Genomic DNA, 13461 nt, shown 5'->3' with positions numbered 1-13461 from the left:
CTTTGTTTTTACGCATGTCGTTGCCGCAAAACCGCTGCACACTTTTGCGCGACATGCACTAGCCGACGGAGATCGCCATCCCGTCACGCTGCGGATCGGCAGCGCCTTTCGAGATGCCGCCGTCAATCTTGATCGCGTGGACTGCGGCGAACGCGTATGTCTGCGGCGACCGCGCCACCTGGTAACCCTGCGCCCGCAGCTCGTCTTCGACAGAGTGTCGAATGCGATTGCAGATGTCGATCGTGTTCGACACCCCTACGATCCTCGGCGCCGAGACGGCTTCGAGCACGGACATGTCGAAATCGATCATGTTCATCAGGCATTGCGCAACGGCCGGCGCGATATAGCTGCCGCCTGGCGCTCCAATGACGATGCTGGGCTCGTCGCCCTTGAAGACGATCGTCGGCGCTGCCGAGCTGGGACGCCGCTTGCCGGGCGCGATGGAGCCGGGCTTGCCGGGAAGCGGATTAAAGCGGCTCATCGTGCCATTGTACATGAAGCCGAGGCCGTCGGTGATCGCACCCGAGGGACTGCCGAGGGTGTGGGTCATCGCGACGGCATTGCCGTCCTTGTCGATTACCGAGATGTGGGTGGTGTCGCGCTGCGAGCTATCAAGACGCGAAACACTGGCGATCTCGCCCGCCTTGATCGCGCGGGCATGGGCCTTTGCATGCTCTTTCGACAGCAGCTTTTCATAGGGCACGTCGACATAGGCGGGATCACCCATATGCGCGTCCTTGTCGATCGTCATCCGCTTCATCGCTTCGAACAGGATGCGGACATGATCGGCGCTGCCATGCTGCAGCGAGCCGACATCGAACTGCTCCATGATATGCAGGAGTTCCAGCATCGGGAAGCCCGAGCCTGGTGGAGGCGAGGTGGCGATGCGGTGGTCGCGGTAGTCGCCCCAAACCGGCTCTACCTTCGACAATTCGTAACGCGCCAGATCCTGCCGATCGATCAAGCCGCCATTTGCCTTGAAATCGCCGGCGATCTGTTCGGCCAGTTCGCCGTGATAGAAAATGTCCGAGCCGCCGCTTCGCGCGATGCGTTCGAGCGTCTCTCCCATGTCCTTGTTGACAAGCAGGTCGCCGACATTCTTGAGCGTGCCGTCGTCGTGGAAATAGACTTTCCGGCCCGTTTCAGAAAAGCGCAGCTTGTCGAGCGTGTTGGCAAAACCGTCATTCGACTGGTCCTTGGCCCAATACCAGTGCATATGGTTTCGGATCATGAAACCGTTACGGGCAAGGCGGATAGCCGGCTTGATGAGATCGGCCCAATCGAAGGTGCCGTAGTCGCGCAGCGCAGTCTCATAACCCTTGAGCGAGCCGGGGGTGCAGACGGCAAGGTAGCCGATATCGGATATATTGCCTTCAAGCACGTAGCCGAAGCCGTCGCGGCTCTGGTGCTTGATCTTGTCGAGCCACATGTCCGGCGCAGCCTTCAACGGCGCGCGCGCATAAAATTCGAGGATCTCGTGCACACCCTTTTTCGGCATATAGACATGCATGGAGCCGAAGCCGCCGATGCCGGCCATCTGCGGGTCGACCACGCCCTGGACGAAAGCACAGGCGAGTGCTGCGTCGATGGCATTGCCGCCGCGTTCGAGAACTTCCGCACCGGCTTCGACTGCCTCCGGCTGAGGCGCTACGATCGTTGCATTTCTCATTTCGCGCGCCGCTCCTCCAGCACCTTTGCCAGGAAGGCCTTGACGTGACCGAGAACTCTCATCCGGTCGTGAGAGACGCCCGGAACACGATCGAACGTTACATCGACACCCGCTTCGCGGAATGAACTCGCCAAAGCGGCAAGGCGCTCGGGCCGCGTTTTGCCGGCGTCGTTGGCACCATCCATATAATATTTGCCGCCCGGCTTGTGGGTGATTTCCCAGGTCTCCAGATCGGCGTCGCCGACGATCATATGCACCGGCACCGTGGCGAGATCTTCGGGCCGGAAGGACTTGCCGAAGCGCACCTCCAGATCCCGAATGCCGACCCACCAGTCACGCGTCGGATCCAGAAGGGTGACGGAACCAGGTGCGCCGATGGATGCCGCCCAGAGCTTTTCCGGATGCAGGATGGTGAAACGGTGCACGAAATGCCCGCCACCGGAGAAGCCGAACATGGCGAATTTGGACCAGTCCTGACGGTATTTGTCGGCCATCTCCGCGACCATGGCCAGGACGACCTGATCGTAGCGGATGTCGCCTTCCTCAAGAAACTTGTAGCCGGAACGCGCACCATCGCCGAGCACACCAACCGGGAAGATCGGGCAAAGGATGGCACAGTCGTTGTAGAGCCCGAATTCGGCAAAACCGTCGCGGAAGTCGATGGCCGATGTGCGCCCGGTGCCGTGGACCGCGACCAGGAGGTCGAGCTTGCGGCCATCTGCCGCCGTCGGCGGCACATAAAGCACCATATGGAGGCGGGGATCGGCCTGAGAGGCGAAGATGGCCGTCTGGCCATAGTCATAGATGGCCTTCGCCCGGGCGACGGCTTCGCCCGTTCCAAGTTCCTGCATGAATGTCTCCTGGGAGATGAAGAAAGGGACGGCCCTGGTGCGGCCCCATGCTGCTCTTTTTAAACCGCGCCGCATCGATTGGATCGATGCGACGCACTTCAAATCTTTATTTGTCCCAAAACCGCTGCACGCTTTCGGACGACATGCATTAATCCGCCGGCTTCACGTCGTAAGCGAGCGTATATTTGTCACCGCGCGGGGTGTAGGACACGGTCTTCTTTGCACCCAGCACGACGTTTTCGTAATGCATCGGGAGGAGCCAGAGGTTGTTGAAGGTCTCGGTCGACAGTTCCTCGAGAAGGGGCGCCCGTGCAGCTTCATCGAGTGTCGAACTCGCCTTGGCCAGTACCTCGTCGATCTTCGGATCGGACACGCCGCCGCCGTTATATCTGCCGGTCCCCTTTTTCTCGTCGCGCGTGGCGACGAGCGCGACAGTCGGATTGGTGGTTTCGCCGGTGTTCACACCCCAGGAGCCGAAATAGGTGCTGTAGGTGCCCTTTGAATAGGCTTCCGAATACATCGACCAGGGCAGGACTTCGACTTTCGATTTGATGCCGATGCGTGTGAACATCTGGCCGACCGCCTGCAGAACTTCGGCATCCTTGACGTAACGGCCAGAGGGACCGTGCAGGGTCAGGCTGAAGCCATCGGGATAACCGGCCTCGGCCAAAAGCGCCTTGGCGGCGGCGGGATCATAACCCACCTTCTCGACTTTTCCGGAATAGCCCGCATAGCCTTGGGTGACGAATTGGTCGGCCACCGTGCCGTTCTTCTGCATGACGCGGTCGACGATTGCCGGCCGGTTGATCGACATCAGCATTGCCCGACGCACCCGTTCATCCTTGAGCGGGTTCTTGTCGAGATCGGAACCATCCGCAGCCTTCACGAAAGGTGAAACATCGCGGCTGACATCGAGGCCAAGATAAACGAAGCGGGAAGACAGGCCGTTGATGACTTGCAGATTATCGCTCGCTTCCACGCGTGCCATTCCATCGGCAGGAAGGGTTTCGATAAGGTCGATCTCGTTGGAGAGAAGCGATGCCAGACGGGCGCCGTCATCGGGCAGGAAGCGCAGCGTGACGTTCGACCAGTGCGAGGGGCCTGCGAAATAGCTGTCATTGCGCTTCAAGGTCAGGTTGCTGCCTGGCGAATAGGAGACGAAGGAATAGGCCCCGGTTCCGATTGCACACTTGCCGTTGTCGAAATCCTGGACTGGCGCCTCCTTGCAATCGGCGCTGATAATGCGAATTCGGCTGACGGAATTCAGCAGGATCGGATCCGGAACCTTTGTCTCGACGACGATGGTATAGGGATCCGTGGCGGTGACATTGACAATATTGCGGGTGTAGGAAGCAAAGCTCTGGCTGGGCTTGTCGCGGGCACGCAGAAGCGAAGCGATGACGTCATCGGCGTTGAACTCGCTGCCGTCATGGAATTTCACGCCCTTCCGCAGCTTGAATTCCCAGTGAGTAGGGTCGACGACCTTCCATTCGGTGGCGAGTTCCGGCGCATTTGCCGACGTTCCCGTGAGGTTTATCAGGCTGTCCCAGATATGGCGCGAGGTCGCATTGTTTGGCGCCGAACTGTCTTCATGAGGATCCAGCGTCGTCGGCGTCGTCGACATCCCGATCGTCAGCGGGGTTTCCTGTGCGGCGGCCATTGCAGGAATAGCAATCGTGCCAAGCAGCCCGATCGCTGCCCGCGTCAATGTTTTTGCGGCCATTTCTTCCATCCCGGTTTAGCGTTTTTGGGCCGACCTTGCTTGGTCGGTGCGAGCAGGTTCCCGTCCACTCTTGACACAAATTGGTAAGGGGGCCTCAAGGGGGCTGTCAAACGGAAAACAAGCGCGTTACGATAGGCGTAACTTGAGACTACGCCAATCCTTCAGCCCTGGTCGCGGAGAAAATTCTGGTCCCATGGACAAAAGACAACCATCAAAAAGCGAGATTGTGCAATCTGTTGATGTCTGCATCGACGTATTGCTGAATGTCGCCAAAAACCCGGATATCAGACTGACTGAGGTGGCGCAGAACCTCGGGGAAACCAAACCGAGAATTTTGCGCATGTTACGCACACTGGAACGGCGCGGCCTGGTGCGGAAGAGCGATACGGGCACTTACCGGCTGGGGACGACTGCGATCATTCTCGGGACCGCTGCCTCGACACAGGTTGATCTGGTGCGAATAGCCAATCCTATTCTTGAAGAAGTCGGCCAGAAGGCGAACGAAACGACCCAGCTCAGGATCATCGACAATGGGGAATCCCTGTGTATTGCAAAGTTCGAACCGATGCGCGACTTGCGAGTGCAGGCGATGATCGGTCGAAGACGGCCGCTCACGGCCGGCTCGTACAAGGTGCTTCTCGCCTATCTCCACCCCCAGGTGCAGTTGCAAATGATCCCGGAGACTTTGCCGCGGCTGACCAAGCGCACGATCACGGATCGCAGCAAGCTGGTGGCTGAATTGGATAAAATCCGCCGCCAGGGATTTTGTGTGAGTTACGGTGAAGTCAGCGAGCAACTCGTCTCCGTCTCGGTGCCGGTTCTGGCTTTCGACGGATCCGTGATCGCCGCGGTGAATGTCGGCGCCCCGGCCTTCCGCACGCAAAAAAGCGACGTCGACCGCTTCATCGTTCTGCTGAAGGAGGCCTCCAGCAAGATATCGGCCCGGCTGGGATGGTAGAGCGTTCTGCGCCATATCGGGCCTTGTCTCTTCGGCTCGACGCCCATCGAGGCGAGCCAACGCAGGTTGTTTCGTGACAAGCCCGCTCTTTGAGCAAACTCAGAGGAAAAGATCGGGGAGTTCGGCGCGTGCAATGGGTCGCAACCTGACCGCTTCTGCCATGTCTATCGAACGATAGGGAAAGCGCAAACGGGTGCCCACGGGTCCCCAATTGCCGATCGCACTTAAAAGCTTGTCGAGAGCGGCGTTCGAATAGCCAAATTCCTGGCGAAACGGGACGATATGCGCGTCCATAAACGCGCAGATGCGTCGCTCCAGATCGAGTGCGGCGTCGATATCGTTTCGCATCGAGACCGTCCAGGCCTGAGCACCGCGGGGACTAAGGCAGGCCACATTGGAAAAAGAGCCTGCTGCCACACCTTCCTTGGTGCCGGTTGCGAGATGATGGCCGGGGACGAAGAGCGAAAGCCCGGACAAATGCCGGCGTGCTTCGGCATACCAGGAGCCGTCGCCGTCAGCGAGCTTGATGCCGATCACCTCAGGCACTGCCGCGCAGACCATGCCGAGCTCCCTTGGCGCCAGCACGCGTTTTGCATGCGGCGGGTTGTAGAGGATGAGCGGAATACCGTCGGCAGCCTCGGCCGCTCGTTTCAGGAAGTCGACCGCTTCGGCATCGGTGAGCGGCCACCAGTCCGGCAATATGGTCTGAATGGCGCGGGGATCGAGCGCGGCGGCGCGGCGGACGCGATTGAGCATGATCAGCGGGTCGGGCTGGCAGGCGCCGATGACGAATGGGGTTGAAGACACCTTGCAGCGTTCGGCCAGCATTGCCTGGATGCTATCGAACTCCGCTTCCGTCTGATTGTGGAATTCACCGGCAGTGCCGTTGGAATAGATACCATCGACGCCGGCATCGATGAGGATGTCGATCTCTTCACCAAGCTTGTCGAATTCGATGCTGTCATCGGCTGCGATCGGCAAAAGCAGGCTCGCCCAATTTCCGCCAATGGCAGGACGCAGCGTCTTCGCATTCATCTCTTGTTTCTCCGATGGATGACGGATCAATTGAGGTCGTCGCGGATGCAGGCCTTGAAGTGGCCGGGCGCGATTTCCTGCAATTGCGGAACGGCGCCGGCGCAGGCATCGAGCGCGCTCGGACAGCGCGTGCGAAAAACACATCCGCTCGGCGGATTGGCCGGACTTGGGATATCGCCTTTCAGGATCTGCCTGTTACGGCGAGCGTCAGGATCGGGCGACGGAATCGCCGAGAGCAGCGCGCGTGTATAGGGATGCTGCGGTCTCGCATAGAGATCGGCACTCGGCGCGATTTCCATAATGCGGCCGAGATAGAGCACGATCACCCGGTCGCAGATATATTCGACGACGGCAAGGTCATGCGAGATGAACAGCATGGTCAGGCCAAGCTGCTGCTGCAGGTCGCGCAGCAGGTTGATCACCTGCGCCTGGATCGACACATCGAGCGCCGAGACCGGCTCGTCGGCGACGATGAATTCGGGCGACAAGGTCAGCGCACGGGCAATCCCGATGCGTTGGCGCTGGCCACCGGAAAATTCATGCGCGTACCGATTGATCGCATCGGTGGGCAGTTCGACCTCTGCCAAGGCCGACCGTGCCCGGTCGAGTCTGTCGCGGGCAGTGCCGATCCCTTGGATCTGCAAGCCTTCCGTCAGGATCTCACCGATGGTCATGCGCGGCGACAGGCTGGCGAAGGGATCCTGGAATATATACTGCATGCGCGGCCGTTGTCGTCTGAGCGCGGAGGCGGAAAGCGCTGTGAGCTCCGTCCCGTCGAAACGGACGCTGCCGGACGACGGTTCGACGAGGCGAAGAACGGTACGCCCGATCGTGGTCTTTCCGCTGCCGGATTCGCCGACCAGCCCGACGACTTCACCCTTGCCGATATCGAAGGAGATGCCCTGGAGAATGTTCAGCCGCGTGCCGCGGGAAGTATAATGTTTCGAAAGGTCGCGGACGGAAAGCAGCGGTGCGCTCATCTAGATCTCCTGCCATCTGATGCAGCGGCTGAGATGCTGCGGATTGACCTGTTCGAGCGCGGGAACGGCAGCGCGACAGGCTTCGATCGCGAATTTGCAGCGCGGGGAAAAGGCGCAGCCGCTCGGCATGTTCATCAGGCTCGGAACCATGCCGGGAATGGCCGCGAGCTTTTCGCCGGCCAGCTTCATCCGCGCGGCATCGCCAAGGCGCGGCATGGAGGCGAGAAGGCCCATCGTGTAGGGGTGCTTGGGATTGCGGAAAACCTCGCCGACCGGCCCTTCTTCGACGATCCGGCCGGCATACATCACCGCCACGCGATGGGCGATTTCGGCGACGACGCCGAGATTGTGGGTGACGAAGAGCATGGCCATGCCGCGCTCGCGCTGCAATTTGAGGAGCAGGTCGAGAATCTGCGCCTGGATCGTCACGTCGAGCGCCGTGGTCGGCTCGTCGGCGATCAGCAGCGCCGGATCGCAGGCGAGCGCCATGGCGATCGTCGCGCGCTGCCGCATGCCGCCTGACAGTTCGTGCGGATATTGGCCGGCGCGGCGTCGGGCGTCCGGTATGCCGACGCTTTCAAGCAGCGCGACGGCTGCGTTCATTGCCGCCTTGCGGTCCGCGCCGCGATGGATGCGGATCGGCTCGGCGATCTGGTCGCCAATGGTGAAGACAGGATTGAGGCTCGACATCGGCTCCTGGAATATCATGCCGATGTCGTCGCCCCTGATCCTGCGCATGCTCTCTTCGTCGAGGGAGACGAGATCGCGGACCACGCCATCGCTCGTCGCAAGGCGGATGCTGCCTGCGGCGATCACGCCGATGTTGCGGGTGAGCAGCCGCATGACCGACAGGCTGGTGACCGACTTGCCGGAGCCGGATTCGCCGACGAGCGCAAGCGTCTCGCCGGCGGCAACGGTTAGGTCGATATTGTTGACCGCCGTGATCTCACCGCCGCGGATGCGGAAGACCGTTCGCAATCCCTTGATGTCGAGCACGGGTTCGGCGATCTGTTCCATTAGCCGGCTCAGTTCAGCAGGCCGGTTGCACGCAGGATCTCGTCGATCCGCGCCGTTTCGGCATCGTTGAGGGCGGCACGCGGCCGCGGCATGACGGCGGAATCGATGATGCCGAGGCTGCGCATCGCCGCCTTGAAGGCGCCGATGCCGGCTGCGCCGCCGCTGACGCGGCCCTGCGCGACCCAGACGATTTCGAACAGGCGGCAGAGGCGCTCCTGCTCCTTCCTTGCGGCGACCCAGTCGCCACGCTGGGCAGCATCCCAAAGGCGGACATAGCCGTGCGGATCGACATTGGCGATACCGGGAACGACGCCATGGGCGCCCATCAGCAGGGCGGTGTCGACGACGATCTCGGAGCCGGTCATCAGGAAGACGTTCTTGTGTTCGGCAAGATCGAGGAGCGCATAGCGGAAGTTGCCGTCGTCGCCGCTGGAATCCTTGAGACCAATAATCGCGCCTTCCCTGGCGAGCGTGACCACGGTCTGGCGCTGCAGCTTGACGTGAACGCAGACGGGAATGTCGTAGGCGATCAGCGGAATGTCCACCGCGTCGCGGATATAACGGAAGTGATCGAGTATCTCGGACTGGCTGGTGACAGTATAGAATGGGGCCGTCACCACGACCGCATCGGCGCCGGCGGCCTTTGCGACCTTCGCATGGGCGATGACGCGATCCGTGGTCGGATCGATGACGCCGACGATCAACGGCACCCGGCCATTCACCACCTTGGCCGAATGTTCGATGACGTCCCGCCGGGTCTTTTCGTCATGGAAGATCACCTCACTCGTCGAGCCGAGCACGAATACGCCATGGCAGCCGGCATCGATCAGATGTTCGAGCACGCGTGTATAGGATGGGTAATCGACGGTGAGATCCGGATTGAGCGGCGTTACGACGGGAGGGACGACACCCTTGAATTTGGTCATTTTCGCTTCTTTCGATTGTCAGTTCAGTTCGGCACGTGGGTCGAAGGCATCTCTGAGGCCATCGCCAATGAAGTTGATCGCCAGGACGGCAAGGATGAGCGCGGCGCCGGGGAAGAGCCATTGCCACGGATATTGTTCGAGCACGGCGGTCGAGCGGGCCGCGTTCAGCATGTTGCCCCAGCTTGCCGCCGGCGGGGCGATGCCGAGACCGAGAAAGGACAGCCCCGCCTCGAGCAGGATGGCATTGGCGATCTGCAACGTTGCATAGACCACCAGGATATCGATCGAGTTCGGCAGGCCGTGGCGAAAGAGCAGATGTCCGATGCCGGCGCCCATGCCGCGGGCAGCCATGACGAAGTCGCGCTCGCGCAATTCCAGCAATCGAGAGCGGATCATGCGCGCAAGCAGCGGCCAGGAAAGCAGCGAGATGACCAGCACGGTCGGCCAGATGCCGGTGCCGGCAATCGAGGCGAGCACAAGCAGGAAAATGACGGGCGGCAGGGTCATCACCAGATCGACGAAGCGCATCGAGACGGCGTCCGTCCAACGTCCCGCAAGCGCCGAGATTGCCCCGAAAAGAAAACCGATGACCGCCGAAAGCGCGGTGGATGCGACGGCGACCAGCAGCGAAATCCTGCCGCCTTCGAGCACGCGGGCGAAGACGTCGCGACCGACGCCGTCGGCTCCGAACCAGTGCGTTGCCGTTGGGCCGCTATTCATGGCCAGAAGATCGATGTCGTTCGGCCGGAAAGCCCACCATAACGGATAGGAGAGGATCAACAGCAGCATCGGAATGGCAATGCAGACGCCGGCAACGGCTGCGCGGTTGAGCAGAAACCGACTGAAGGCGCGGGCCAGTGGTCCGGGGCTCCGGCGTTCGGAAGAGTGTGCCAGCATGATCAACCCACCTTGATGCGCGGGTCGACGACCGCATAAGTGATATCGGTCAGAAGATTGACGACGATAACGCAGGCGCCGATGACGAGCGTTGCCCCCATGATGACGGGGTAATCGCGGGTCTGCACGGCATCGACGAGCAAGAGCCCCATGCCCGGCCAGTTGAAGACGCTCTCGATGAAGATGGCGCCGCCGATTGCAAGCCCGATGGTGGAGCCGATCAGCGTGACGATCGGAAGAAGCGCATTGCGCAAGGCATGCTTGGTGATGACCCAGAATTCGCGAACGCCCTTGGCGCGGGCGGTGCGCACGTAATCCTGGTTCAGGACTTCGAGCAGCGAAGCGCGCATGTAACGCATGATCAATGCGGCTTGCGCGACAGACAGAAGTGCTGCCGGCAGGATCAGATGGTGGAGGAGGTCGCCGAGCGAGAATTCCTCGCCCGGCGTCAGCATGCCGCCTGATGGCATCCAGTGCAGACGAACGGAAAAAATATAAAGGCCGATCAGCGCGCTGAGGAAGGCTGGGCTCGAAATGCCGGCAAGCGCAACCACCGATAAGGAGAGATCGGCAAGCGAATTGCGGCGGACGGCGCCGATCACCCCGCAGGTGATGCCTGCGACGATGGCAAAGGCAAGTGCGGTGCCCATCAAGAGCACTGTCGGGCCGATCCGTGACAGCACCAGGCCCAGAACCGGCTGATCGATACGCTTGATCGAATAGCCGAGATTGCCCGTCAACGCCTGCTGCAACCAGCCCAGATACTGCGCGGGCAAGGGCTGATCGAGCCCGAGGCTTCTGCGCAGATCGGCAAGGTCTGACGGCGACATCGGCAGGTTCGGATCGATATAGGCATCGATCGGATCGCCGGGCGTCAGGCGCAGCAGCAGGAAGATCAGCATGCTCAGGGCAACGAGCATGCCTATTCCTATGACCAGGCGTCTGAGACTGTATTGGAGCATGGTTCATCCGTCTTGTCAGGGTGGCCGAGGCCACCCTCAAGGCTTTCCCGGAAAGAGCCTATTCGGCGATCGACCATTTCTGCGGGTTGGCCTGGTAGGGGCCGCCGCCCGGCGCCGGCGTCCAGACGAAATCCTTCACCTTGGTCGAGACGATGCCGTAGCGGTTCGCCACCCAGAGGGTCGCCCAGGGCAGGTTGGTGTTCATCACCTTGCAGACGTCCTGGTAGGCGGCATCCCGCTTGGTGCTGTCAGGCTCGGCCAAGGCACTATCGAGCGCCTTGGTGAGGTCAGGCATGCGAACCCTGGCGACATTCGGTCCGGCCGGAGGGATCTGCTTCTCGTTAAGGCCGACATTGATGCTTCCGGCATCCGGCCCGTTCTGCAGCCCGGCATAAACCAATTGGAACTGGGCAATGTCCGGCGTCGCATTGAGCACGATGCTGTTATAGGTCGGCGCATCGACGGCACGCGGGACGATGTTGATGCCGACCTGGGCCAGCATCGCCTGGACTGCGGCAAGCACATTGGTCGCCAGCGGTGTGGTGTAATAGGTCAGAAGGGTGATCGGCTTGCCGCCATTGATCTGGTCCCAGCCGGCATCCGTCAAAAGCTTCTTGGCCTTCTCGGGATCATAGGCATAGCTGTCGATATCAGGGGGGATCAGCTGTTCGGCGACATAGGCGCAATTGGCAGGCTTGGCCGCGCCGCCATAGAGGCTCTGGATGATGGCATCGCGATTGATCGCGTACATCACCGCCTGGCGGACGCGCGCGTCCTTCCAGAGCGGCGAATCGTGGTTGAAGCCGAGATAATTGACGACGAAAGAGTTGCCTTCGATGACCTGGAAGTCCTTGTTGTCCTTGAAGGTCGGCACGTCGTTGGAATCGACATAGGTGAACTGAATTTCGCCGGATCTCAGCGCCGCGATCGCTGCGGCCGGGTTGGCGAAATAGCGATTGATGACGCGTTCCAGTGCGGGTTTGCCACCGCGATAATCGGTGTTTGCGGCAAGTTCGACATATTGATCCGAGACGTATTTGGTGAATTTGAACGGACCGGTGCCGATCGGAGCTGTGGACCACCAGGTGTTCTTCGCCAGCTGGTCGGCCGGAATCGAGGAGAGCGCATGCTCGGGCAGCATCATCACCTTGGTCATCGTGTCGGGAAAACTGCTGCTCGGCGCGCTAAGCTTGATGATAACAGTGCGATCGTCCGGCGTCTCGACGGACGATATGCCCTTCAGCCGGGCAGCGAGCACCGAGCCGGTTTTCGCATCCATAGCAAGGCCCATGGTGAACTTCGCGTCCTTGGCGGTGAACGGTTTGCCGTCATGCCATTTGGCGTCCGTCAGCTTGAACGTGTAGGTCATCTGGTCGGAGCTGACCTCGTAGGAGCTTGCCAGCGCGCCGACGACCTTCTGCAGCTTCTCGTCATAGGTGATCAGCGGTTCGTAGTAGACGCTGAGCCAGGTGAAGCCGGCGGTCGCGGCGAGCGGATTGAAGTTGCCCTGGAAGCCTCCGGGGCCGACATCGAAGCCGCCCGACAGCGTGGCTGCCTGAGCCTGGGTTGCAACGCCCGAAACGACAAGAGCCGGAACGGCAGCCGTCGACAGCAGGGCGCCAAGCGCAATAACGGATAGTCTAGACAGTCTTTTCATGTGTTCCTCCCACGTTTGAACTTGTCTTGTTGTTGGCAATCACCCGGGCAATGCCCTCGTAGTGACGATCCAGGCGTCTGCGCGCCTCCTCCAGATCTTTTGCCTCGATCGCATCGACGATCGCGGCATGGTCGCGCCACGTCGCCATCGGATCGGCATTTTCAAGATTGACGAAATCCGACGCCTTGTAGAAGGCGAGCCAGAAGACATCGATCAGCCGCACCAGCGTTTCATTGTCCTGGCAGCGAAACAGCAGCCGGTGGAACAACTGGTCGTCTTCCGCAAAGGTTTCGCCCCGCTCGGCATGCGCGCGCATCCGATTGACGGTGGCGCGCAGCTCGGCGATGTCCTCCTCGCCAATCACGTCGATCGTCTTGCCGATCAATCCCACTTCCAGTGTACGCCGGATTTCGAGGACCTCCTCGATCTGCCGCAGGGCGCCGCCGAGGCCGTAAGCGAGGTTGTCGAGAAGCGGCTCGAAGGAAAAGGCCTTCACGAAGATGCCGACGCCGCGCCGCGTCTCCAGCACACCGAGCGATTCCAACGCCTTTATGCCTTCCCTCAGCGAATTGCGGCTGACACCTAGCTGGGTGGCGAGTTCTCCTTCCGCCGGAAGCAGGGTTCCGGGCGCAAGGCCATTGTCGTCGATATAGGCGCGCAGACTTTCCTGCACGGAGACATGCAACAGCGGGGCACGCGTCAGCGGCTTCATCGATTTCAATGTCATGCCCCGGTCACTTTCCCGCATCGCCAATAAGATGGATATTACATATCCACTTGTAGGAT

General features: G+C 60.8%; 12 protein-coding genes. 1 reads left to right on the top strand and 11 read right to left on the bottom strand.

The genetic code is table 11. The annotated features are described in order from the left end of the window. Positions 1-58: 58 nt before the first annotated feature. The 3 genes from ggt to RL_RS34595 form a co-directional block, all read right to left on the bottom strand. Positions 59-1669 carry a gamma-glutamyltransferase gene (gene ggt / locus RL_RS34605; protein ID WP_011649108.1) on the bottom strand — a complete coding sequence of 537 codons (1611 nt, stop codon included), beginning with the start codon at positions 1667-1669 and terminating at the stop codon, positions 59-61. Continuing rightward, positions 1666-2520: a hydrolase gene (locus tag RL_RS34600; RefSeq protein ID WP_011649107.1), complete on the bottom strand. Its 855-nt coding sequence runs from the start codon at positions 2518-2520 to the stop codon at positions 1666-1668. The genes ggt and RL_RS34600 overlap by 4 nt, the downstream gene beginning before the upstream one ends. A gap of 148 nt (positions 2521-2668) precedes the next feature. Further along, on the bottom strand, positions 2669-4243 hold the full coding sequence (locus RL_RS34595) for an ABC transporter substrate-binding protein (protein WP_011649106.1): 1575 nt from the start codon (positions 4241-4243) through the stop codon (positions 2669-2671). A gap of 193 nt (positions 4244-4436) precedes the next feature. Between RL_RS34595 and RL_RS34590 the strand changes: the two genes are divergently transcribed. After that, positions 4437-5201 (top strand): IclR family transcriptional regulator, encoded by a 765-nt coding sequence (locus tag RL_RS34590; protein WP_011649105.1) that lies wholly within the window; start codon positions 4437-4439, stop codon positions 5199-5201. 99 nt (positions 5202-5300) lie between these two features. Here RL_RS34590 and RL_RS34585 read toward each other — a convergent pair whose 3' ends face one another. The 8 genes from RL_RS34585 to RL_RS34550 are packed head-to-tail and all read right to left on the bottom strand — an operon-like array spanning position 5301 to position 13402. Then, entirely contained in the window at positions 5301-6236 is a 936-nt protein-coding gene (locus tag RL_RS34585; protein ID WP_011649104.1) for a dihydrodipicolinate synthase family protein, read from the bottom strand. 26 nt (positions 6237-6262) lie between these two features. Continuing rightward, a complete protein-coding gene (locus tag RL_RS34580) occupies positions 6263-7216 on the bottom strand; it encodes an ABC transporter ATP-binding protein (RefSeq protein ID WP_011649103.1) in 954 nt (317 codons plus the stop codon). Next, the gene (locus RL_RS34575) at positions 7217-8233 is read right to left on the bottom strand and encodes an ABC transporter ATP-binding protein (protein WP_011649102.1); all 1017 of its coding nucleotides are present in this window, start codon (positions 8231-8233) and stop codon (positions 7217-7219) included. It abuts the gene before it with no gap. 8 nt (positions 8234-8241) lie between these two features. Beyond that, positions 8242-9159 carry a dihydrodipicolinate synthase family protein gene (locus RL_RS34570; RefSeq protein WP_011649101.1) on the bottom strand — a complete coding sequence of 306 codons (918 nt, stop codon included), beginning with the start codon at positions 9157-9159 and terminating at the stop codon, positions 8242-8244. An 18-nt stretch (positions 9160-9177) separates the two neighbouring features. Next, positions 9178-10056 carry an ABC transporter permease gene (locus RL_RS34565; protein WP_011649100.1) on the bottom strand — a complete coding sequence of 293 codons (879 nt, stop codon included), beginning with the start codon at positions 10054-10056 and terminating at the stop codon, positions 9178-9180. 2 nt (positions 10057-10058) lie between these two features. Next, positions 10059-11018: an ABC transporter permease gene (locus RL_RS34560; RefSeq protein WP_011649099.1), complete on the bottom strand. Its 960-nt coding sequence runs from the start codon at positions 11016-11018 to the stop codon at positions 10059-10061. Between the two features lie 58 nt (positions 11019-11076). Beyond that, positions 11077-12675 carry an ABC transporter substrate-binding protein gene (locus RL_RS34555; protein WP_011649098.1) on the bottom strand — a complete coding sequence of 533 codons (1599 nt, stop codon included), beginning with the start codon at positions 12673-12675 and terminating at the stop codon, positions 11077-11079. Next, a complete protein-coding gene (locus RL_RS34550; RefSeq protein ID WP_003550551.1) occupies positions 12659-13402 on the bottom strand; it encodes a FadR/GntR family transcriptional regulator in 744 nt (247 codons plus the stop codon). The genes RL_RS34555 and RL_RS34550 overlap by 17 nt, the downstream gene beginning before the upstream one ends. Between the last annotated feature and the right edge of the window lie 59 nt (positions 13403-13461).

Source organism: Rhizobium johnstonii 3841 (assembly GCF_000009265.1).
Lineage (GTDB): Bacteria > Pseudomonadota > Alphaproteobacteria > Rhizobiales > Rhizobiaceae > Rhizobium > Rhizobium acaciae.
This window is presented reverse-complemented; position numbering and strand designations above follow the sequence as displayed.